The organism is Leifsonia sp. NPDC058194, assembly GCF_042883605.1.
In the GTDB taxonomy this organism is placed as follows: domain Bacteria; phylum Actinomycetota; class Actinomycetes; order Actinomycetales; family Microbacteriaceae; genus Leifsonia.
In genome coordinates, this window is the sequence record NZ_JBHVVL010000001.1 from 930852 (window position 1) to 952471 (window position 21620).

At 69.7% G+C, this 21620-nt stretch carries 24 protein-coding genes and 1 tRNA gene; 18 read left to right on the forward strand and 7 right to left on the reverse strand.

Translation table 11 applies throughout. From position 1 onward, the window contains the following. Position 1 precedes the first annotated feature (1 nt). Positions 2-400 (forward strand): MerR family DNA-binding transcriptional regulator, encoded by a 399-nt coding sequence (locus ACFVU2_RS04435; protein WP_387871510.1) that lies wholly within the window; start codon positions 2-4, stop codon positions 398-400. On the opposite strand, the gene ACFVU2_RS04440 is transcribed toward ACFVU2_RS04435, so the two are convergent. Next, positions 387-1436 carry a hypothetical protein gene (locus ACFVU2_RS04440; protein ID WP_387871513.1) on the reverse strand — a complete coding sequence of 350 codons (1050 nt, stop codon included), beginning with the start codon at positions 1434-1436 and terminating at the stop codon, positions 387-389. The two genes, ACFVU2_RS04435 and ACFVU2_RS04440, sit on opposite strands and share 14 nt — an antisense overlap. Before the next feature lie 168 nt (positions 1437-1604). Here ACFVU2_RS04440 and ACFVU2_RS04445 point away from each other — a divergent pair, with 168 nt between their 5' ends. Continuing rightward, positions 1605-1865 carry a hypothetical protein gene (locus ACFVU2_RS04445; RefSeq protein ID WP_387871516.1) on the forward strand — a complete coding sequence of 87 codons (261 nt, stop codon included), beginning with the start codon at positions 1605-1607 and terminating at the stop codon, positions 1863-1865. 39 nt (positions 1866-1904) lie between these two features. Then, a complete protein-coding gene (locus ACFVU2_RS04450) occupies positions 1905-2471 on the forward strand; it encodes a dihydrofolate reductase family protein (RefSeq protein WP_387871519.1) in 567 nt (188 codons plus the stop codon). Here the strand turns inward: ACFVU2_RS04450 and ACFVU2_RS04455 are convergent. Next, on the reverse strand, positions 2452-3015 hold the full coding sequence (locus ACFVU2_RS04455; protein ID WP_387871522.1) for a hypothetical protein: 564 nt from the start codon (positions 3013-3015) through the stop codon (positions 2452-2454). The two genes, ACFVU2_RS04450 and ACFVU2_RS04455, sit on opposite strands and share 20 nt — an antisense overlap. A 105-nt stretch (positions 3016-3120) precedes the next feature. Between ACFVU2_RS04455 and ACFVU2_RS04460 the strand changes: the two genes are divergently transcribed. The 7 genes from ACFVU2_RS04460 to ACFVU2_RS04490 all read left to right on the forward strand — a co-directional run bounded on the left by ACFVU2_RS04460 (position 3121) and on the right by ACFVU2_RS04490 (position 9297). Then, positions 3121-3888, forward strand: coding sequence for an HAD family hydrolase (locus tag ACFVU2_RS04460; RefSeq protein ID WP_387871524.1), 768 nt, complete (start codon positions 3121-3123; stop codon positions 3886-3888). Positions 3889-3955: 67 nt separating this feature from the next. Then, the gene (phnD, locus tag ACFVU2_RS04465) at positions 3956-4981 is read left to right on the forward strand and encodes a phosphate/phosphite/phosphonate ABC transporter substrate-binding protein (RefSeq protein WP_387871527.1); all 1026 of its coding nucleotides are present in this window, start codon (positions 3956-3958) and stop codon (positions 4979-4981) included. Between the two features lie 87 nt (positions 4982-5068). Then, positions 5069-5893 (forward strand): phosphonate ABC transporter ATP-binding protein, encoded by an 825-nt coding sequence (gene phnC / locus ACFVU2_RS04470; RefSeq protein ID WP_387871529.1) that lies wholly within the window; start codon positions 5069-5071, stop codon positions 5891-5893. Beyond that, positions 5890-6687: a phosphonate ABC transporter, permease protein PhnE gene (phnE, locus tag ACFVU2_RS04475; RefSeq protein ID WP_387871532.1), complete on the forward strand. Its 798-nt coding sequence runs from the start codon at positions 5890-5892 to the stop codon at positions 6685-6687. The genes phnC and phnE (ACFVU2_RS04475) overlap by 4 nt, the downstream gene beginning before the upstream one ends. Continuing rightward, positions 6684-7598: a phosphonate ABC transporter, permease protein PhnE gene (gene phnE / locus ACFVU2_RS04480; protein WP_387871533.1), complete on the forward strand. Its 915-nt coding sequence runs from the start codon at positions 6684-6686 to the stop codon at positions 7596-7598. Before phnE (ACFVU2_RS04475) ends, phnE (ACFVU2_RS04480) begins: the two co-directional genes overlap by 4 nt. Beyond that, positions 7595-8443, forward strand: a complete 849-nt coding sequence (locus ACFVU2_RS04485) for a metallophosphoesterase family protein (RefSeq protein ID WP_387871536.1) — start codon at positions 7595-7597, stop codon at positions 8441-8443. Before phnE (ACFVU2_RS04480) ends, ACFVU2_RS04485 begins: the two co-directional genes overlap by 4 nt. Further along, a complete protein-coding gene (locus ACFVU2_RS04490; protein WP_387871539.1) occupies positions 8440-9297 on the forward strand; it encodes a MurR/RpiR family transcriptional regulator in 858 nt (285 codons plus the stop codon). Before ACFVU2_RS04485 ends, ACFVU2_RS04490 begins: the two co-directional genes overlap by 4 nt. A 68-nt stretch (positions 9298-9365) precedes the next feature. Here ACFVU2_RS04490 and ACFVU2_RS04495 read toward each other — a convergent pair. Beyond that, positions 9366-9449, reverse strand: a tRNA-Leu gene (locus tag ACFVU2_RS04495). A 173-nt stretch (positions 9450-9622) separates the two neighbouring features. On the opposite strand from ACFVU2_RS04495, the gene ACFVU2_RS04500 reads away from it, so the two are divergent. From ACFVU2_RS04500 to pknB, 7 genes are all read left to right on the forward strand, one after another. Then, positions 9623-10363: an FhaA domain-containing protein gene (locus ACFVU2_RS04500; protein ID WP_387871541.1), complete on the forward strand. Its 741-nt coding sequence runs from the start codon at positions 9623-9625 to the stop codon at positions 10361-10363. Further along, positions 10360-10941, forward strand: coding sequence for an FHA domain-containing protein (locus ACFVU2_RS04505; RefSeq protein WP_387871542.1), 582 nt, complete (start codon positions 10360-10362; stop codon positions 10939-10941). The genes ACFVU2_RS04500 and ACFVU2_RS04505 overlap by 4 nt, the downstream gene beginning before the upstream one ends. A 2-nt stretch (positions 10942-10943) precedes the next feature. Continuing rightward, on the forward strand, positions 10944-12194 hold the full coding sequence (locus ACFVU2_RS04510) for a PP2C family protein-serine/threonine phosphatase (protein ID WP_387871545.1): 1251 nt from the start codon (positions 10944-10946) through the stop codon (positions 12192-12194). Continuing rightward, on the forward strand, positions 12178-13590 hold the full coding sequence (locus ACFVU2_RS04515; protein ID WP_387871548.1) for an FtsW/RodA/SpoVE family cell cycle protein: 1413 nt from the start codon (positions 12178-12180) through the stop codon (positions 13588-13590). Before ACFVU2_RS04510 ends, ACFVU2_RS04515 begins: the two co-directional genes overlap by 17 nt. 3 nt (positions 13591-13593) lie before the next feature. Further along, positions 13594-15048, forward strand: coding sequence for a peptidoglycan D,D-transpeptidase FtsI family protein (locus ACFVU2_RS04520; protein ID WP_387871551.1), 1455 nt, complete (start codon positions 13594-13596; stop codon positions 15046-15048). Next, entirely contained in the window at positions 15045-16748 is a 1704-nt protein-coding gene (locus ACFVU2_RS04525; RefSeq protein ID WP_387871553.1) for a serine/threonine protein kinase, read from the forward strand. The genes ACFVU2_RS04520 and ACFVU2_RS04525 overlap by 4 nt, the downstream gene beginning before the upstream one ends. Before the next feature lie 127 nt (positions 16749-16875). Further along, entirely contained in the window at positions 16876-18531 is a 1656-nt protein-coding gene (gene pknB / locus ACFVU2_RS04530; RefSeq protein ID WP_387872392.1) for a Stk1 family PASTA domain-containing Ser/Thr kinase, read from the forward strand. Between the two features lie 63 nt (positions 18532-18594). Here the strand turns inward: pknB and ACFVU2_RS04535 are convergent, their stop codons facing one another. The 3 genes from ACFVU2_RS04535 to ACFVU2_RS04545 are packed head-to-tail and all read right to left on the reverse strand — an operon-like array spanning position 18595 to position 20217. Next, on the reverse strand, positions 18595-19233 hold the full coding sequence (locus ACFVU2_RS04535) for an anthranilate synthase component II (protein ID WP_387871556.1): 639 nt from the start codon (positions 19231-19233) through the stop codon (positions 18595-18597). Next, entirely contained in the window at positions 19230-19388 is a 159-nt protein-coding gene (locus ACFVU2_RS04540) for a hypothetical protein (RefSeq protein WP_387871558.1), read from the reverse strand. The genes ACFVU2_RS04535 and ACFVU2_RS04540 overlap by 4 nt, the downstream gene beginning before the upstream one ends. A 1-nt stretch (position 19389) precedes the next feature. Beyond that, the gene (locus ACFVU2_RS04545) at positions 19390-20217 is read right to left on the reverse strand and encodes a class E sortase (protein ID WP_387871561.1); all 828 of its coding nucleotides are present in this window, start codon (positions 20215-20217) and stop codon (positions 19390-19392) included. A 64-nt stretch (positions 20218-20281) separates the two neighbouring features. Here ACFVU2_RS04545 and ACFVU2_RS04550 point away from each other — a divergent pair, with 64 nt between their 5' ends. Beyond that, a complete protein-coding gene (locus ACFVU2_RS04550; protein ID WP_387871563.1) occupies positions 20282-20533 on the forward strand; it encodes a cell division protein CrgA in 252 nt (83 codons plus the stop codon). 235 nt (positions 20534-20768) lie between these two features. Here the strand turns inward: ACFVU2_RS04550 and ACFVU2_RS04555 are convergent, their stop codons facing one another. After that, positions 20769-21605: a rhomboid family intramembrane serine protease gene (locus ACFVU2_RS04555; protein ID WP_387871565.1), complete on the reverse strand. Its 837-nt coding sequence runs from the start codon at positions 21603-21605 to the stop codon at positions 20769-20771. Between the last annotated feature and the right edge of the window lie 15 nt (positions 21606-21620).

The window sequence follows — 21620 nt, forward strand, 5'->3', positions numbered from 1 at the left end:
CATGCAGATCAGCGAGCTCGCCGGCCGGGCGGGCGTGACGGTGAAAGCGGTGCGGTACTACGAGCAGCTCGGCCTCGTCGAGCCCGAGCGGCTGCCGAACGGCTATCGCGACTACGGCGACGAGCAGCTGAGGGCCGTGGTCGAGATCCGGGATCTCGCAGCGACGGGCATCCCTCCGGGCAAGGCCGCGCCGTTCATCGACTGCCTCGGATCCGGCCATGCGCGCAGCGACGAATGCCCGGCATCGGTCGCCGCCTACCGCGACGGCATCGCCGAACTCGACGCCGCGATCGCCGAGCTCGAGCACCGGCGCGCGCAGCTCGCCCGGCGCCTGGCCGAGCGCGACGACAGCATCCCCGCCCCCGGACTGGGCTGCGGCTGCGAGGTCAGTTCCAGGTGATCGACTGGAACTGGGCGCCTCCCGCGCCGATCGTGAGGATCGAGCCCTTCACCTCGACCTCGCCGGGTGCATCCGAGTAGATCTCACCCGTCTCGCCGGTCGCCGGGACGCTGTAGTCGGCGTGGAAGTCCGCCGTCCCCGTGGTCGTCGTGGTCACCGGCCAGCAGCCCGGGGTCAGGATGGTGCCCTGCGTGCAGTCGAAGTCCCAGGCGCCGAACGCCACCGCCGGCGCCGCGGTGAGCTCCCAGCGCAGGTTCGTCCAGCTCTCCCCGTCGGGCTGGCCGGCGTTCAAGCCGAACGAGCACCCCTTCGGCTGGGCCCCTCCGGCCAGGCAGGTGTTCACCCAGGCGTTCGTCGCCGCGGTGGCGGCCTCGACTCCGGCCGGTGTCAGCATGCTGCTCGCGCGCAGGGCGACACCCTGGCCGAATCCGCTGATCGAGGCGTCCGCGCCCGAGATCGTGTACCAGGGGTCCGCGCTCGCCACGGACAGCGCGTAGCGGCCGGGGAAGGCGAGGAGCTGCCGGACCTTGCCGTCCCAGTGCAGCGTCGCGCCGCCGATCGTCGCGTCGACGGCGTCGTGAGTGCCGATGGCCACCGTCACCGTGGAGAGCGGGACGGGCTCGAGCTTCCAGGCGTGCACCCCGAGCCAGCCGACCGGCCCGTCGTCGCCGTGCCGGAGCGTGAACGACACCGACTTCTTCGTGCCGCCGGCGACGGTCACCGCATCCACCCGCACCCGGTCGGAGCCGGCCGAGCGCACCCGCTCGATCCGGAACGACGACAGCTGTTCCGAGACCTTCGCGTACGCGTCGTCCGTGAGGAGCACCTGCGCGGGATCGGCCTTCCGCCCTTCCAGCTTCATCGCGGCCTGGATCTCGCCGTGCTGCACGTAGGTGAGATAGCGCGAGACGAGCGCCTCGGGCCGCGCGGCGTCCCGCGCGTTGGAGTACAGGGCCAGCGTGGTCGCTCCGAGCCCCAGCACCAGCGCAGTGCCGACGGCGACCACCGCGATCCACAGCGGCTTGCGTGATTTCATCGGCGCCCCCTCGCTCGTGCGCCCCAGCCCACCGGCGCACGAGGAATCATACCGAGGGATGACCCGATACCGACCCCGGGGTGGATGCCCCGCGAGCCGCGCCCGGCTTGACTGGATTCATCGGCCGGACGGGGGTCCGGCCGCTTCCAGGGGGAAGCAGGGAGAGACATGATGACGACACTGGACCACCGCCTCACGGCGACGTCGCCCGTTCCGCGGGTGAGCGCGCCAGGCCGCCGGGCACGAGGGGTGCTGGCGGCCGTGGCGGAGAACGCCTATCTCAGGCTGTTCGCGGTCCTCGTCGTCATCGCGGTCGGCGCCGCGCTGCTCACCGTCGGGATCGCGATCACGATCGATCTGATCGTGCCGCTGTTCTTCGGCGAGCAGTTGACGGCGCTGGCCGCGCTCTTCCCGCGCGTCGGCGGCTAGGGGTGGCCGCAGGCGGCCTGCGCGTCCTAGGGTCGGCGCATGGGCCGCCTCCTCTTCTCCACGAGCGTCTCGCTCGACGGCTACACCTCCGACGCCTCCGGCTCGTTCGACTACGCGGCGCCCACCGCAGACGTGCACGCGTTCATCAACGACCGCGAGCGGACGGTCGGCACCTACCTCTTCGGTCGTCGCATGTACGAGACCATGCGCGCCTGGGACGATCTGCCCGGCCCGGGCGATCCGGAGGTCGTCGCCGGGTACGCCGCCGCCTGGCGCGACATCGACAAGGTCGTGTACTCGTCGACCCTCCCCGCGATCGAGATGGCGCGCAGCCGGCTGGAGCGCACGTTCGACCCGGTCGCCGTCCGCGCGCTCGTCGAAGCCTCCGACCGTGATGTCTCCGTGGGCGGCCCGACGCTGGCCGCTGCGGCATTCCGGGCGGGTCTCGTCGACGAGGTCTCGCTGTTCGTCGTTCCCGTCAGCGTCGGCGGCGGCACACCGGCCCTCCCGCGGGCCCTGTCGCTGCGGCTCGACCTGCTCGAGGAGCGCTCCTTCTCCGGAGGGACCGTCCTGCTGCGCTACCGGGTCAACGGATCCGCAAGGTGACGCTCGGCCGGGCGAGGCTGCGCTCCAGCTCATCCAGCGTCACGCCGTGCTCGCCGAGGATGGCCACGGGATAGTAGAAGGAGTCGAGTCCGTGCGGCGCTCCCGACCCGAGGGAGCCGTCGCGCTCGAACGGCAGGGGGTCGCCGGCCGTCCGGGTCACCAGGTCGCCGTCGTCGCCGAGCTCCACGGAGACCGAGCGGACGGGCATCCCGCCCTCCAGATACGCCCAGCTCATCGCCGGCAGTCGGACGTCGATCATCGCGCGGTAGACATCACGCCGCTCGCTCAGCTCGGCCGCCGCGGCCCCGACGGTCTCGCTGGCGCCGTGCAGCAGCATCCACCCGTTCATGGGCGAGGTGAGGACGACGACCGGACCGCCCTCCCCGATGTGCGGATTCTCGCCCCACGCGAACTGGTCGTCCACGATGTCGGCCGAGAGCTCGGCCGCGATCGACCGCACGGGAGCGGCGGGGAGGAAGACCCAGCTTCCCGCACCGAACACCTCGAAGAGCTCCTCGCTCGACGCCGGCATCCCTTCGGTCACCTGCCGATTCTACGAGTCGGCGCACGTGTGAACACTGCGTGAACGATCGTTTCATAGCTCGGATTTTCATGAACGGAACGTTCATAAAGGCCTAGGCTGCTGAACGTGATCGACCGAGACACCCCTCCCCTGCCCCTGCTCGTCCTCGACTTCGACGGGACGGTGTGCATCGGCGACGCCCCCGTGTGGGCCTACGCGGAGGCGGTCATCGCGGGGATCCTCGACCGCGACGACTCCGCGGGCTCCGGTCTCGACGCCGGGCTGCGCGCACGTCTCGGCGCCTTCCTCGACGGTGAGCCCGGCTCGCCCGCCTACGCCGACGGCTACGCGGCGGTCGCCCAGCTCGCCGCCGGTCACGCGGACGAGGAGCTGCTCCAGCGCGCCTACCAGCGCAGCCGCCGCGAGCTCGCCGGCGGCGGACTCGACGTCTCGGCGCCCGTCGGCCTCGCCGACTTCTTGGACGGGCTCGCCGGCACGGCCGAGCGCGTGCTCGTGACCAACGCCCCGCTCGACGGCGTCGTCGAGACGCTCGGAGCACTCGGACTCGCCGGCGCGATCGACCGCATCCACGCCGAGGCCGGCAAGCCCGCGGGCTGGACGGGCCTGCTCCCCCGGCTGCTCGACGGCCGCGACCCGCGCGCCCTGCTCTCCGTCGGCGACATCTGGGGCAATGACCTCGCGGCACCCCTGGCTGCGGGATGCGCGACCGCCCTGATCGACCGCTTCGGGCACCGCGCGGGGCCGGCGCACCTGGTCGCGCCCTCCTTCCCCGAGCTCTACCCGGGCATCGCGGAATGGGCGCACGACCCGCTCGGCTTCGCTGCCGCCCATCCCACGGAGGGCGCCGTGCCCTCCACCGTCGCCACCTCCTGACCTCTTCTCCACCGATCCGCTCCACCCGCACTGCTCGACCCCACCACCGCACAGAATGGGAATCGCAATGAAACTCCGCACGACCGCCGCCGCGAGCGCCACCGGCCTCGCGCTCCTCACCGTCTTGGCCCTCAGCGGCTGCGGCGTGAGCCAGCAGACCGCCGCAGCCGGCGCCTCCAGCACCCCGGCCTCCGTCTGCTCCGGCAGCGCGGACGACAAGGCGTCCGACCCCACGCAGCTCACGCTCGCCCTCGTCCCGTCCGGCGACGCCAGCAAGCTCGTCGAGACGGTCAAGCCGCTGGAGGACGCCCTGACCCAGCGCCTCGGCATCCCCGTCAAGGGCGTCATCACGCAGGACTACCAGGCCGCCGTCGAGGCCATCGGCAGCAACCAGGCGCAGATCGGCATGCTCCCGAGCCTGCAGATGAGCCAGGCGTGCGACAAGTACGGCGCCGTGCCGGCGCTGCAGACCCAGCGCAACGGCAAGAGCACCTACGCGGCCCAGTTCTTCACGAACGACCCCGACAAGTACTGCTCCGACAAGCCGGTCGCCGGCGCCAACGGCATGCTCTACTGCAACGGCACCGAGAAGGGCACGGGCCTTGCCGGGCTCGACAGCATCACCAAGATCAAGGGCGCGACCGTCTCACTCCTGCAGGCGGCCTCCCCGGCCGGCTACATCTTCCCCGTCGCGGCGATGAAGAAGGCGGGGCTCGACGTCGACAAGGACATCAAGACCGTCCAGGTCACCGCGAACGACGCGAGCGTGCTCGCGGTCTACAACGGCGACGCCGAGGTCGGCACCAGCTACTGGGACGCCCGCAGCGTCGTCGCGAAGGACACCCCCGACGTCGGCCAGAAGGTCGTCGTCTTCGCCCTGACGGACGAGATCCCGAACGACGGCGTCTCGATCACCGGCAAGCTCAGCGCGAAGTGGCAGTCCAAGATCGCGGACGCGATGAAGGACTACGCCGGCACCGAGGAGGGCGTGAAGGCGCTCACCGCGATCTACCAGATCACCGGTCTCGTCGACGCGGACCCGGCCAGCCTGAAGAAGACCCAGGAGGCCGCGGCCAGCATCGGCCTCGGCTGAGCTCGACGACGGCCCCGCCGGTGCAGCTCGCGCCGGTGGGGCCGTTCCCCCACGAGCACCACGAAGACGAACGAGAAGAGGGAGAGAGTGACCGCATCCACCGTTGCGCCCAACGCTGCGTCCACCGGCGCCGGCATCCGGTTCGAGAGCGTCGGGGTCACCTACCCCAACGGCTACGTCGGACTCCGTGACGTGAGCCTCGACATCGCCCCGGGCGAGATGGCCGCCGTCGTCGGTCTCTCGGGCGCGGGCAAGTCGACCCTCATCCGCACCATCAACGGACTCGTCCCGATCACGTCGGGCGAGATCACCGTCGGCGACGCGCGCCTGCGCGGGCTGCGCGGCCGCAAGCTGCGGGAGCTGCGCAGCGATGTCGGGATGGTCTTCCAGAGCTTCAACCTGGCCAAGCGCACGACCGTCCTCAACAACGTCCTGATGGGCCGGCTCTACCACACGTCCGCGTGGCGGGCCCTGCTCGGCGCCTGGGCGAAGGACGACGTGGAGCTCGCGATGCAGGCCCTCGAACGCGTGGAGATCGTCCCCAAGGCCTACGCCAACGCCTCCGAGCTCTCGGGCGGCCAGCAGCAGCGCGTCGCCATCGCGCGCACGCTCGCGCAGCGGCCGAAGGTCATCCTCGCCGACGAGCCGGTGGCCTCCCTCGATCCCCCCACCTCCCACGTTGTCATGCGCGACCTGCAGCGCATCAACGCCGAGCTGGGCATCACCGTCGTCGTCAACCTGCACTTCCTCGACCTCGCGCGCCGCTACGGCTCGCGCCTGATCGGCCTCCGCAGCGGCGAGATCGTCTTCGACGGCACCGGGGCCGACGCCGACGAAGCCGTCTTCGAATCCATCTACGGCCGCTCGCTCACGGCCGACGACGTGCTCGACGCCCCGACGGTGCAGCTGTGACGACGGCTCCCGGCACGATCCGGCCGACCCGCCCGCGCACCGGCTGGAAGGCCCTGGTCGCGGTCGTCGTCGTCGCGGGCATCACGGTGTGGTCGGCCATCGCGGTCCAGGTCGACATCGGGGCCCTGTTCGCCAACGCGCAGAACGCCTCGAACACGTTCGTCCAGCTCTTCCAGCCGGACTACTCGTTCTTCCCCGAGACGCTGCCCGCCCTCCTGCAGACCGTCCAGATGGCCGTCATCGCCACCGCCGTCAGCGTGGTGATCGCGTTGCCGCTGTCGTTCCTTGCCTCGCGGGCGACCAACCCGAACGGCCCCGTGCTCGCCGTCGTCCGATTCGTGATGAACATCGTGCGCAGCGTGCCCGACCTGCTCTACGCGTCCCTCTTCGTGACCGTGGTCGGCACGGGGGCGCTCTCGGGCATCCTGGCGCTCGTGCTGTTCAACGTCGGCATCCTGGTCAAGCTCGTCTCCGAAGCCCTCGACGGCCTCGACCGCGGAGGACAGGAGGCCGCCCTCTCGTCGGGAGCCACCTGGTTTCGCGCCAATCGGGCCGCGATGGTTCCCGAGGTCGCCCCCACCTATCTCTCGCAGACGATCTACGTTCTGGAGCTCAACATCCGCGCGTCGACGGTCATCGGCCTCGTCGGGGCCAGCGGCCTCGGCATGCTGATCGACAAGGTGCGGACCTTCTACCAGTACCACTACCTGAGCATGATCATCCTCGAGATCCTCGTGCTCGTCGTGCTGCTCGAGCTGCTCAGCTCGTTCGCCCGCAGGAGGCTGCTCCGATGACCGCGCTCACCGACACCGGCTCGCCGTCGGGCGCCGCCCCCGGCACCGCACCGGGCATCCCGCGCCGCCCCGGGCAGGAGCGCCCGAAGCGTCCCCTGCGGGTGGGCCGCGCCATCGTCTGGACCCTCGTCACGGTCATCGTCGTGGCCGCCTTCTGGGGAGTCGACATCTCGTGGGACGCGCTGCTGCAGCTGCCGCAGAAGCTCGCCCACTACCTGGGCCTGATGTTCCTCCCGCCGGCGTGGTCCAAGCTCCCGGACGCCCTCTCGGCCACGATGCTGTCGGTCGCGATGGCCTGGTTCGGCACGGTGCTCGGCGTCATCGTCTCCTTCCCCCTCAGTCTGCTGGCGACGCGGGGCCTCACGCCCGGGATCGTGCGCTGGCCGCTCCGCGCCGTGTTCGCCGTCCTCCGGGCGGTCCCCGAGGTGGTCATCGCGGTGCTGATGCTCTCGGTGACGGGGCTCACCGCGTACACCGGCGCGCTGGCCATCGCCATCGGATCCATCGGCACCCTGGGCAAGTGGGGGTACGAGAGCTTCGAGTCGGTCGACCGCGGACCCATCGAGGCCGCGATCGCCGCCGGCGCCTCCCGCGTGCGGATCATGCGCTGGGGCGTCTGGCCGAGCGCCAAGCCCGACGTGCTCGCGTTCTGGCTCTACCGCTTCGAGATCAATGTGCGCGCGTCCGCGATCCTCGGCCTCATCGGTGCGGGCGGAATCGGCAAGATGCTCATCGACAACATCCAGTTCCGGGTGTGGGACGTCGTCGGCATCCTCATGCTCGTGGTCGTCGTCGTCACCATGGTCATCGACCAGCTGTCCGGGATGGTGCGGCACCGCATCATCGCCGGCCGGTGGGAGCTCCCGCTGGTCTCCGCGCTGCGCCGCCGAGCCAGTAGGGTGACCTCGTGACCCTCGCCGAGACGCCCGCCGGCCTCCGCATCCTGCACCTGAGCGACACCCACCTGTTCAGCGACGACAGCCTCCACTACGGCCGGGTGGACACCCTCGCCTCCCTGGACTGCACCCTCGCGCGCGCGGCCTCGATCGAGGCGCTCGACGTGGTCGTCGCGACCGGAGACCTCTCGGACGACGGCGGGGAGCAGAGCTATCGACTGCTCGCCTCGCGACTCGCGCCGTTCGCCGCCGAGCGGGGCGCCGACCTCGTCTACACGATGGGCAACCATGATCTGCGGAGCGGCTTCGAGGCCGTGCTCGGGGCGCGCGAGACGGTCACCCTGCGGGGCGGATTCCGGATCGTCGCACTGGACACCTCGGTTCCGGGAGCCGGCTACGGCTCCCTCGATGCCGAGCAGCTCGACCGGCTGGCCGCGATCCTCGCCGTCCCGGCGCCCCACGGAACCGTCGTCGCCCTGCACCATCCACCGGTTCCCGCGGCGAGCGCCCTTCTCGCCGCGCTGGAGCTCGGCAACCCGGAGGTGCTGCTCGACGTCTGCGCCACCGGCGACGTGCGCCTCATCCTCGGCGGCCACTATCACCACGCCTTGTCGGCGGAGGCCCGGGGCATCCCCGTCGTCGTCGCGCCTGGAGTCGCGAATAGCTCCGATCCGATCGCCCCCGCCGGCACCGAGCGCGCCATCGCCGGCTCGGGTCTCGCCGTCGTCGACCTGCCTGCTGAGGGAACGCCGCGCACGGTCTTCCTCCCGGTCACCGGACCGGACGACGGCGCCGAGATCTTCGACCTCGACTCCGCCGAAGTCGAACGCATCGCCGTCGCAGCCGGGAGCGGCGCATGAGCGAGCAGCAGCGGCCGGGCGCCGTCATAGCGACAATCCGCAGCCTCCTCCCGTCCCTGTTGCCCACCGAGCGGGCCGTCGCCGCCGTGCTGCTCGAGCGCTCCGCCGAGATCGTCGAGCTCAGCTCCCAACAGGTGGCCGACCTCTCCGGAGCCTCCCGTGCCACCGTCGTGCGCACCTGCCAGAGCCTCGGCTTCACCGGCTACCAGCAGCTCCGCGTGCTGCTCGCCCGGGATGCCGCCGCCCTGCCCGCGTCCGCCGCCGCCTCTCCCACCGGAGCCGCCGGCATCGTCGCGCACACCTTCACCCAGCTCGCCGAGCGCGTCTCCGACATGCTCGCCCTCCTCGACCCCGCATCGATCGAGCAGGCCGTCACTCTACTCGCCGGCGCCCGCCGCGTCGTGGTCGTCGGCAACGGCCTCTCGGCCCCGCTCGCCTGGGATGCCGCCGCCCGCCTGACCAGCATCGGCCGCGCCGCCGAGGCCCAGTCCGACGTCATCGGCCAGCAGATCACCGCCCGCCTCCTCCAGCCGGGCGACCTGCTGCTCGTCATCAGCGGCAGCGGCTCCAACGCCGTCACCCTGCGCACCGTCGCCGCCGCGAAGGCCGCCGGCGCCGACGTCATCGCCGTCACAGCCTTCGGCCGCAGCCCGATCGCCCAGGCGGCCACCCTGACCCTCGTCGTCACGATGCCCGATCTGACCTTCCGCGACGAGATCACGCTCGCCTCGCGGCTCCCCCAGGCCATCCTCATCGAGGGTCTGGTCGCCGCCACCACCGACCACCTCGGCGACGCGGCCGTGCAGGCCAAGAGCCTCGCCCTCGACGCGATCAGCACCAACCTCGCGGAATAGCCGGAACAGAGCGGCGGTGCATGCAAAAGGGCCGGTCCGACGTTTCCGTCGTACCGGCCCTTCGTTCGTGCGCGAGGGGGGACTTGAACCCCCACGCCCTTTCGAGCACTGGCACCTGAAGCCAGCGCGTCTGCCAATTCCGCCACTCGCGCGAACCAAGGAAGACTAACACGACAGCCGCGCCGACCACGAATCCGCGGGGCGTGGAGGGCTCGCGCGACTCCACCCTGAGGTGTATCTTCACCGGACGGTCAGGCGCACGGAGGGCTCTTCGCAAGGGTTCCGACTAACATGCATGTAGCTGGCGAGCCGGGAGCGGGAGACTGTGGGCATACTGGACAACTTCGAGCGGGGGCTCGAGCGCGCTGTCAATGGCGCGTTCGCGAAGACCTTCCGTTCCGGTCTGCAACCGGTCGAGCTCACCAGCGCGCTGCGCAAGGAGCTCGACACGAAGGCCGCCGTCGTCGCGCGCGACCGGGTGCTCGCGCCCAATCGTTTCGTGCTGCGCATGTCGCCCGCCGACTACCAGCGGATGCGCTCGATGGGCGCCGCGCTGACGGACGAGCTCATCGGTTTCGTGCAGAAGCACGCGACGACCCAGCACTACCAGTTCGCCGGCGGCATCTCGATCGAGCTCGCGGAGGACAAGGACATCTCGGTCGGGATGTTGCAAGTGGACTCCGAGAACGTGAAGGGCGACGTCGCCTGGACACCGGTGCTCGAGATCAACGGCACGCACTACCCGATCACGCGCGCCCGCACGGTCGTCGGGCGCGGCGGCGACGCCGACATCACCGTCGACGACACGGGCATCTCGCGCCGGCACGTCATGATCACGTGGGACGGCCACCGCGCCCAGGTCGAGGACCTCGGGTCGACCAACGGTTCGAAGCTCAACGGCGAACCGGTGCGCAAGGGCATCCTGGAGCCGGAGTCCGTCGTGACGATCGGCCGCACCCGCATCGTGTTCCGGGTCCTCCCGCAGGCCGCCCCGGGTCGCCCGCAGGCGCCCGTCGACGACACGACGCGCCGTCACGACGTCGGCAACTTCTGGAGCACCTCGTGAACCCGAGCGAGCTGACGCTGCTGGTGCTGCGTTTCGGCTTCCTCCTGCTGCTCTGGCTGTTCGTCTTCGGCATCGTCTACGCGCTCCGCACCGATCTCTTCGGCCAGCGCGTCCGCAAGCTCCCCGAGGCGCAGGCGGCGGCGACGCCCCCGTCGCCGTTCCCCGCCGGTCCGCCGGCGGCAGCGGCGGCCGCAGCGGTCACCGAGCCGGTCCAGCGCCACGCTCCCGTGTCCAACCTCCCCTCGGGCGCGAACACCGTGAGCGGCGGCACCAACGCCAGCGTGCAGACCGCCCACCGCCTCGTCATCACCTCCGGCCCGCGCGCCGGCACCGAGCTCCCCCTCGGCCGCGACCCGATCACGATCGGCCGCTCCAGCGAATCCGGACTGGTCATCCGCGACGACTACACCTCGACCCACCACGCCCGGCTCCTGCTCTGGAACGACGAGTGGATGATCCAGGATCTGGACTCCACGAACGGCACGTTCCTCGATGGGCGCCGTGTGACGGTCCCGACCCAGGTCCCGCTCGACACCCCGATCAAGATCGGGACGACCACGTTCGAGCTGCGACGGTAGCCGTGGCATCCACGAACCGAGCGGCGGCGCTCTCGCACGTCGGCAAGATCCGATCGAACAACCAGGACTCCGGCTATGCGGGTCACGGGCTGTTCGTCGTCGCCGACGGGATGGGCGGCCACGCCGGCGGCGACGTCGCCAGTGCCATCGCGGTCAACCGCATCCGCGAGGCCGACACGGACTACGCCACGGCGACCGAAGCCGAGTTCGCGCTGCAGTCCGCCCTGATCGCCGCCAACTCGCTGCTCGCCGAGACCGTGTTCGAGCATCCCGAGCTCACCGGCATGGGCACCACCGTCAGCGCGATGATCCGCGTCGGCGACCAGATCGCTCTCGCCCACATCGGTGACTCCCGCATCTACCTCTTCCGCGAGGGCGAGCTGAAGCAGGTCTCGATCGACCACACCTTCGTGCAGCGCCTCGTGGACAGCGGCCGCATCACCGAGGAGGAGGCGATGGTCCACCCACGCCGCTCGGTGCTGATGCGCGTGCTCGGCGATGTGGACGCATCGCCCGAGATCGACACCTGGGTGCTCGACACGCGCCCGGGCGACCGGTGGCTGATCTGCTCGGACGGCCTCAGCGGCGTCGTGAAGAACGACGACCTCCAGGCGGCCCTGGCGACACGGGACGCGCCCAAGCAGGTCGCGGAGAAGCTGCTCAAGCAGAGTCTCGACGCCGGTGCGCCCGACAACGTCACGGTCGTCATCCTCGACATCGCCGACGTGGCGCCGGGCGACGTGGTGAAGGAGCCCGTGACGGTCGGCTCCGCAGCCGCCCCGTTGCAGTTCGGCGACCCGAAGCCGGCGACCCGGGCCTCCCGGCTCCCGACCCTGCGGCTGCACCCGGTGCGGCCGTCCTCCGGGCCGACGCACTTCGAGCCGCAGTCCGACGACTACCTCGACGAGCTGATCGAGGAGGACGCCCGCCGCGCCCGCCGACGCCGCGTCACCTGGATGGTCGGTCTCGTCGTGCTCGTCCTGGCGATCGTCGCCGCCGCGTTCATCGGCTACCAGTGGACCCAGTCCCGCTACTTCGTGGGCTCGTCCTCGACCGGCAAAGTCGCCATCTTCCAGGGTGTGCAGCAGGATCTCGGGCCGATCAGCCTCTCGCACGTCTACGAGGAGACGACGGTCGCCGTCAACGATCTGCCGGAGTACGACAAGCAGCTGGTGAAGCAGACCATCAACGCGGACGACCTCACGGCGGCCCGATCGATCGTGGAGCAGTTGAGCGATGCCGTCAAACAGTAGCGTCGCGGAGTCCCGCTCGTCCGCCCGCGCCGCCTCGAAAGCGGCCACCGGGCCGATCAAGCGGCTGCGCCTGCCCGCCAAGCTCCGCAACCTCGAGCTCTTCCTGCTGCTCATCGCCTGCGCGATCAACGCCGCGGCGGTGGTCCTCGTGCAGCTCGGCGCGCTCGGCCATGTCGACCTGACGCTCGTCTACCTCGGCGCCGGGCTCTCGGCGCTGGTGATCGGGATGCACATCGCGCTCCGGTTCGTGGCGCCGCAGGCCGACCCGTTCCTGCTGCCGATCGCCACAGTCCTCACCGGCCTCGGCATCGCCGAGATCTACCGCATCGACATCCACTACGGCGACGCCGGGTGGGACAGCGCCGGGGTCAAGCAGATCGCGTGGACGGCGATCGCCATCGTCTGCGCACTAGCGGTCATCATGGTGATCCGCAACCACCGCGTGCTGCAGCGGTACACCTACATCTTCGGGTTCGCGGCGCTCATCCTGCTGCTGCTGCCGATGCTCCCGGGCATCGGCCGCGAGATCTACGGCGCCCGCGTCTGGATCGGGATCGGGCCGTTCAGCTTCCAGCCCGGCGAGATCGCCAAGCTGTGCCTGGCGATCTTCTTCGCCGGCTACCTCGTGCAGGCGCGCGACTCGCTCTCCATGGTCGGCAAGAAGTTCCTCGGGATCCGCTTCCCGCGCGCCCGCGACCTCGGGCCCATCCTCATCGTCTGGCTGATGTCGATGGCCGTGATCGTGTTCCAGCGCGACCTCGGCACCGGTCTGCTGATCTTCGGCCTCTTCCTCGTGATGCTCTACGTCGCGACCGCACGCATCAGCTGGGTCATCCTCGGCCTGCTCCTCATCGTGGGCGGCGCGATCGTGGCCAGCCAGGTGCTCGTCTACGTGCACGACCGGTTCGAGAACTGGCTCAACCCGTTCGCCCAGAAGGTCTACGACGCCGACGGCGGCAGCTTCCAGCTCGTGCAGGGGCTCTTCGGTCTGGCGCACGGCGGCCTCATCGGCACGGGACTCGGTCAAGGCCAGCCCTGGGTGACCCCCGTCTCCCAGAGCGACTACATCATCGCGAGCATCGGAGAAGAGCTCGGTCTCGCCGGACTCTTCGCGATCTTCGCCCTCTACCTCGTGTTCGTCGCACGCGGGCTGCGCATCGGCTTCGCCGGTCAGGACGACTTCGGCAAGCTCCTCGCGGTCGGCCTCGCGTTCACCGTCGGCCTGCAGTGCTTCATCGTGATCGGCGGTGTCACCCGTGTCATCCCGCTGACCGGTCTGACCACCCCGTTCCTCGCCGCCGGCGGGTCCTCGCTGGTGGCCAACTGGATCATCGTCGCCCTGCTGCTGCGACTGTCCGACACGGTGCGGAATCAGCCCAGACTGGTGGTGAGCTAGCCCATGAACCGTGAGATCAAGCGCGTCAGCACGATCGTGCTGGCGATGTTCGTCGCCCTCCTGGTGTCGACGTCGATCCTGACCGTGTTCCAGGCCGACTCGCTCTCGGCGGACGCCCGCAACACCCGCGCACGCAACGACAGCTACGCGGCCCAGCGCGGGGCGATCCTGGTCGCCGGCCAGCCGATCGCCCAGTCCGTCGCCTCGAACGACGTCTACAAGTGGCAGCGCGTCTACAGCAACGGGCCGCTCTACTCGGCCGTGACCGGCTTCTACCCGATCAACGGAGAGGCGACGGGGCTGGAGGGCGCGCTCGACCAGCAGCTGAGCGGATCGTCGAACTCTCAGTTCTTCGACCGCATCAACTCCATCCTGACCGGCAAGAACCCGCAGGGCGCGACCGTCGAGACCACCATCGACCCGGTCGCGCAGCAGGCCGCGTGGGACGCCCTGGGCGACTACCAGGGCGCCGTTGTGCTCCTCGAGCCGAAGACCGGCCGGATCCTCGCGATGGTCTCCAAGCCGAACTACGACCCCAACGTGCTCGCCTCCCACGACACGGCCGCCGTCAACGCGACCTACCAGCAGCTCCTCGACGCGTCGGGCGACCCGCTCATCAACCGGACGATCGGCGGCGACCTCAACCCGCCCGGGTCGACGTTCAAGCCGGTCATGAGCGCCACCGCCTTCGGCACGGGCAAGTACACCAAGGACAGCCAGCTGCCGAACCTCTCCTCGCTCCCGCTCCCCGACTCGCCCACCGTGGTCAAGAACGACTCGCTGACCACCTGCGGTCCCGGCGAGACGGTCTCCATCGCGACGGCGCAGATCCTCTCGTGCAACATCCCGTTCGCCGAGCTCGGGATGCAGCTGGACCCGCAGGTGATCAAAGACCAGGCGGACAAGTTCGGCTTCAACCAGGCGCTGAAGATCCCGATCCCCGTCGAGAAGAGCGTGTACCCGCTGTACGAGAACGACGCCTACCGCGCGCTGGGGTCGTTCGGTCAGAAGGACGACAAGGCGTCGCCGCTGCAGATGGCCATGGTGTCGGCCGCGGTCGCCAACGGCGGCAAGCTGATGTACCCGAACCTGGTCGACTCGATCCGCTCGTCCGATCTGCAGACGATCGAGAGTTTCCAGCCGAAGCAGCTGTCCGAGCCGATGAGCCAGGAGAATGCCGACACGATCAAGCAGATGATGGTGGATGGCGTCAATGAAGGCGTGGCCAGCAATGCAAGAATAGGTGGGGTCCAGGTCGGCGGGAAGACGGGGACGGCGCAGAACGGCGACGATGAGCCGTACACGCTCTGGTTCACGGGGTTCGCGCCGGCGAACGATCCTCAGTTCGCTGTAGCGGTAGTCGTTGAAAATGGCGGTGGACGCGGTCAGAGCGGCACGGGTAACTCCATCGCCGCCCCGATCGCGAAGAAAGTACTAGAGGCGGTGCTGAATAAATGAGACCCACAGCAGGGCTCACCTTCGGAGGACGTTACGAGCTGCAGTCGCGCATCGCGATCGGCGGCATGGGCGAGGTGTGGCAAGCCACCGACCTCGTGATCGGCCGTACGGTGGCGATCAAGATCCTCAAGGACGAGTACCTCGGCGACCCGGGATTCCTCGAGCGCTTCCGCGCCGAGGCCCGCCACGCCGCGCTCGTCAACCACGAGGGCATCGCCAACGTCTACGACTACGGCGAGGAGGAGGGCAGCGCCTTCCTCGTCATGGAGCTCGTCCCCGGCGAGGCGCTCTCGAGCATCCTCGAGCGCGAGCACGTGCTCAGCACCGACCGCACCCTCGACATCGTCGCGCAGACCGCCGCGGCGCTCCACGCCGCGCACGCCGCGGGCCTGGTGCACCGCGACATCAAGCCCGGCAACCTGCTGATCACCCCCGACGGCCGCGTCAAGATCACCGACTTCGGCATCGCCCGGATCGCCGACCAGGTGCCGCTCACCGCGACCGGTCAGGTCATGGGCACGGTGCAGTACCTATCGCCCGAGCAGGCCTCCGGTCACCCGGCGTCGCCCACGACCGACATCTACTCGCTCGGCATCGTCGCGTACGAGTGCCTCGCAGGCCGCCGCCCGTTCACGGGCGAGTCGCAGGTCGCCATCGCGATGGCGCAGATCAACGAGGCGCCCCCGGAGCTGCCCGCGACCGTCGCGGAGCCCGTCCGCAACCTCGTCTTCGCCTGCATCGCGAAGAACCCGGCGGACCGCCCCGCCAGCGCCGCCCACCTGGCGCGCGCCGCGCAGGCGCTGCGACGCGGCGACGTCCGCGCCGCCGCCGCGTCGGTCCCCGCCATCCTCGGCGGCGCGGCCGCGACCGACGCCGCCACCATGCTGATGCCGTCGCCCGCCGGCTCCCCCACTCAGGCGACGACGGTGCTCCCGTCCGCCGCTGCCGCTCAGGCCGCCGAAGACGCGCCGGAGGAGCCGGTCGAGTCGAAGAAGCGGAGTCCGTGGACGTGGCCGCTCATCGCGCTCATCGCCCTGCTCGCGCTCGTGCTCATCGGCACGATCATCGCGCTCGTCGCCCAGCCGAGCGGCACCAAGCCGACGCCGACGGCCTCCAGCCAGACGCCGACGCCCAAGCCGACGACTCCGACACCGACGCCGACGCCGACCTCGAACACTGCTCAGATCACCGAGAGCGAGTTCCTCGGCAAGACGGCAGACGAGGCCCGGCAGATGCTCCAGGGCCTGGGCATGGTCGCCGACGTGCAGACGGGCTCCCCGGCCACGTCGAAGGGTGCCGTCAACACGGTCTATCGCGTCAACCCGACCGGCCCCGTCCCGAAGGGCTCGACCGTCACGGTCCAGGTCTACGGCGACGTGGCAGCCATCCCGACGCCGACCGACACCGTCTCGGCCAACCCGTCGTCGCCGCAGCAGCTCCAGAACCCGGCGGCCCAGATCACGGTGTCCTTCGGTTCGGCCGGCTGCCCCGCCGGGCAGAACCTCGTCGGGCGCGCGCTCTATGTGAACGGCGCCCAGCAGACTCCGACGTCCGGCAACTCGACGGTGTGGGCACCCACCACCGCCGGCACCTACAAGCTCTCGTACACGATCTTCTGCGGCGAGTCGGTGGAGTCCGGCCAGTCGCCGACCGTCGACTACGTGATCAGCCCGAGCAGCACCACGGGCCCCAACCCGTGACCCTGTTCGCCTGACCCCCGCACGAGGGAGATCTTCAGAAACAGCCCGATACACTGTCCGACAGTCACCACCTGAGAAGGAGTCCGCATTGAGCCCAGATAGCCGCCTGCTCGCAGGCCGATATCAGCTGGGCGAACTGGTCGGGCGCGGGGGCATGTCGGACGTGCATCGGGGCACCGACACGCGCCTCGGCCGCACGGTGGCGATCAAGCTGCTGAAGCCCTCGCTGGCGACCGACCCGGCCTTCCGGACCCGGTTCCGTCAAGAGGCCCAGGCCGCTGCGCGCATGGCGCACCCGACGATCGTCCGCGTCTTCGACGCCGGCGAGGAGACGGTGCGGGAGCCGAACGGTCACGAGGCCCAGCTGCCGTTCATCGTGATGGAGTTCGTCGACGGCATCCTGCTGAAGGACCTCATCAAGAAGGGGCCCCTCGAGGTCTCCGAGGCCGTGCGGATCACCGAAGGCATCCTGACCGCGCTGGAGTACTCGCACCGCGCCGGCGTCGTGCACCGCGACATCAAGCCGGGCAACGTCATGATCACCAAGACCGGCCAGGTCAAGGTGATGGACTTCGGCATCGCCCGAGCGATCAGCGACTCGTCCGCGACGGTGGCCCAGACCACCGCCGTGCTCGGCACCGCCAGCTACTTCTCGCCGGAACAGGCGAAGGGCGAGTCGGTCGACGCCCGCACCGACCTGTACTCGACCGGTGTCGTGCTGTTCGAGATGCTCGCGGGCCGTCCGCCGTTCCGCGGCGACACCCCGGTGGCGGTCGCGTACCAGCACGTGAGCGAGGCGCCCGTCGCCCCCAGCACGTTGAACCCCAAGGTCTCTCCGGCGATGGATGTCGTCGTCGCCCGCGCGCTGACCAAGGACCGCTTCGAGCGGTACCAGACCGTCGCCGAGTTCCGGGCCGACCTCGAAGAGGCTGCCGCGGGCCGTGTGCCCGTCCACAAGGAGTCCGACGACTTCTCCGAGACGCTGTTCGGCGCACCGCCGAGCTCGGTCTCCGGTCCGGAGGCCGCGTTCCGCCAGCTCGCCGAGGACCAGACGATGACGCGAACCCAGCGGCGTCCTCCGGTCATCTGGATCTGGGCCGGGATCGCGGTGATGGCGGTCGTCATCGTCGCCGTGCTCGCCTGGGTCCTCCGGCTCGCTCCGGCCACGACGATGCCCGAGACCTCGCGCACCGTCCCCACCCTGGCCGGTCAGACGGTCGACGAGGCGACGGCGACGCTCGAGAAGATGAAGCTCAAGTGGACCCAGACCACAGAGACCTCCGCGACGTACCCCGAAGGGCAGATCGTCCGCAGCGACCCCGGCGCCGGGATCGTCGTCGCGACGGGCGACACGATCAACCTCTACGTCTCGACCGGCAAGAAGACCGTCTCGGTCCCCGATGTTCACAACATGACGGTGGATGCGGCCAAGGCCGCCATCACCGCAGCCGGCCTCACCGTCGGCCCGGTCACGACCGAGAACTCGTCCTCGGTAGCGGCGAACATCGTGATCTCCACCGACCCCGCCGCCACCGGCAAGGCGCACGAAGGCGATCCGATCTCGCTCACGGTCTCCAGCGGCAAGGTCACTCTCGCGGATCTCACCGGTCAGACCATCCAGGCGGCGACGGGCATCCTGTCGCAGCTGGGCCTCACCGCGAACCCGAAACCCGATCCGTCGTGCCCGCAGGACACCGGTGCTCCGTTGGTGCACGCGCAGTCCGTCGCGCCCGGCGACGTGCCCCAGGGCTCGACCGTCGATCTGACGTACTGCTCCGGCTGATCCGCCGGCGTCGGTCCGTCAGCGCCGACCTCCCAGCGCCGGTCCGTCGAAGCGGATCCCCGCTCAGCCCAGCTTGACCAGCGGGTTCAGGTCCCGTGCCGCCTCGGCGGCGCCGGGCAGCCCCGCGACCTCGAGCCAGTTGCCGAGCATCCGGTAGCCGCCCTCGGTGAGCACGGACTCGGGGTGGAACTGCACGCCGTAGATCGGCGCCTCGCGGTGCTGCAGGGCCATGATCACGCCACCCGCTGTACGGGCGGTGACGACGAGCTCGTCGGGCAGCGTGCCGTCCACGACGGCGAGCGAGTGGTACCGGGTGGCCGTGAACGGCTGGGGCACCCCCTCGAAGAGCGTGCTGTCGTCGTGGCCGACCTGTGATGTCTTGCCGTGCATCAGCTCCTCGGCGTTGGTGACAACGCCTCCGAACGCCTCGGCGATCGCCTGGTGCCCGAGGCACACCCCGAGGAGCGGCTGCCCCGTCGACAGGGCCAGCTCCACGACGGGGACCGAGACGCCGGCATCGGACGGCTTGCCCGGGCCGGGCGAGATCAGCACGGCGTCGTACTCGGCGAGACGGGCGGGGAGGTCCTCCACCGCGATGTCGTCGTTGCGCACGACCTCGGTCTGCGCGCCGAGCTCCCGGAGGTAGCCGTTCAGCGTGTAGACGAAGCTGTCGTAGTTGTCGATGACGAGTACGCGGGTCACGGGCCCACGGTACCTTCCTGGGGACCCAGGAGCGAATCCACCCAGGGGAACGCCCACGTGACGAGCACGAAGAGCACGGCCGCCACCAGGACGAGCAGGATGATGATGCGCAGCCAGACCGGGCCCGGCAGGATGCGCCACAGCGCGGCGTACATGTCAGCCTCCCTGGCTGGTGTTGAGGACGCCGGCGAGCTCCGTCGGGATGTCCTGCGGCGGGGCGAAGGTGTCGAACACGTTGTAGGCGATCAGGCGCTCTCCTGCCGCGAACGGCGGGTTGCACGTGGTGATCGTCATCAGACGCTCGGTGGGGGTGGCCTCCGGCTGGCGCGGGACGGGCAGCAGCACCTGCACGGCGGAGGGCTGCACGTACTCGAAGTTGCGGAAGGTGTACGTGTACCAGCCGTCTTTGGTCTGCACGTAGATGTGGTCGCCGATGTGCAGCTTGGAGAGGTCGATGAAGGTGTTGCCCCATCCGCTGTCGTGGCCGGCCACGGCGAAGTTGCCGACCTGGCCCGGCATCTGGGTGTCGGAGTAGTGTCCGACGCCCGCGGTGTAGCTGTTGAGCACCTTCTCCACGTCGACCGTCTGACGAATGGTGCGCTTCCAGTCGGCCCCGAGCCGGGGGATGTAGATGACCGCGAACGCCTCGTAGTCGGCCGGCTGTGCCATCACCGGGATGTCGGTGACGCCGTTCGCATCGGGCGTGGGCGTCGGGCGCGGCGCCTTCATGGCGTCGTCGATCCACTTCTGGCTCTGGGTCGCCGCCGCCGAGCTCTGCTGGTTGTCGACGACGAGGTTGTTCCACCACATCTGCCAGCCGAGGAAGAGCAGGACGAGCACACCGGCCGTGATCAGCACTTCGCCGAGCACACCGACGACGGTCGGACGGCGATGCGGCTTGCGCTCCTTCGACCCCCGGTTCCGTCCGCTGCGGCGGTCTGCTCCACGCGGGCGACGCAGCTCGGGTTCGGTCGGGTCGGCCATATGACAGATTCTAAAAGGAAAAGCTGGCGGAACGCCCAGACCTGTCCCGCTACACTGTGGTGCTATGGCACGCAGCAAGTCGAAGATCAAGCCCGAGCGCACCGAGCGGACCGCAGCCGCCTCCGGAGAAGAGGCGCCCAACCCCGTCTGGTTCAAGCCGGTCATGTTCGGCTTCATGCTGCTCGGGCTCGTCTGGATCATCGTGTTCTACGTCAGCCAGAACCAGTACCCCATCCCCGCCCTCGGCGCGTGGAACATCCTCGTCGGCTTCGGCATCGCCTTCATCGGCTTCCTCATGACCACACGGTGGCGCTGACGCCCCTCCCGTCCCCTGACGCTGCGCGTCGAGAAGCCCGGTCCGAGTCGGACCGGGCTTCTTCCGTTTCCACAGTTATCCACAGTTGCTTATCCACACTGGGGACAGAGGCTCGTGAGCCGTTCTCCCCAGTGTTAATAAGCCTGTGGAGAGTTACAACCGTGTAATTATCCCCACTGTTAACAACCCTGTGGATAACTTATCCACGCCGAGCGCACAACGGGGAGCAAGACGGTTACAGGAAGCGGATCAGGCTCAACGCGATCAGCAGCACGCTCAGGATGATCACGAGCGGCAGCTGCAGCGCCCGCCGAGAGGCCGAGCGGGTCTCGACGTAGATCAGGCCCACGAGCACGCCGCCCACCAGGCCGCCGACGTGCGCCTGCCAGGCGATGTTGAGGCCCGGGAGGAACCCGATCGCGATGTTGAGGGCCACGAGCACCAGGATCTGGGTGGCGTTGCCGCCCAGGCGCCGCTGGATGATGAAGAACGCCCCGAACATGCCGAAGATCGCTCCGGAGGCTCCCACGACCGGTTGAAGCGGGCTGCCCAGGAGCAGCACGCCGAGCGATCCGGCGAACCCGCTGATCAGGAACAGGGCGAGGAACCGGAGTCTCCCCAGCATCGGCTCGAGGATGCTGCCGAAGATCCACAGCGTGTACATGTTGAGCGCGATGTGGATGATGCTCGCGTGCGCGAACACCGACGTGAGCATCCGCCACGGCTCGAAGGCCCGCGGATCGGAGTACACGCCCGCGTACTGGATCGCCAGGGTGACCTGGCCGCCGATAACCGGGAGGGACTGGAGGATGAACACGACCACGCAGAGCGCGATGATCGCGTACGTGACGACCGGAGCGCCCTGCCCCGTCAGCCGCGGGATCCAGGCCGGCTTGGTCTTCGGCGCGGTCGCGCGCTGCTGGGCCATGCACTCCGGGCAGACGAAACCGACTGCGCCGGGGGTCTGGCATTCACCACAGATCGTGCGCCCGCACCGCTGGCACAGCACGTAGCTGACCCGGTCGGGGTGACGGTAGCAGTAGCTCGCTCGGGCGTCGACGGGCTGAGACATTCTTCTGACTCGCCC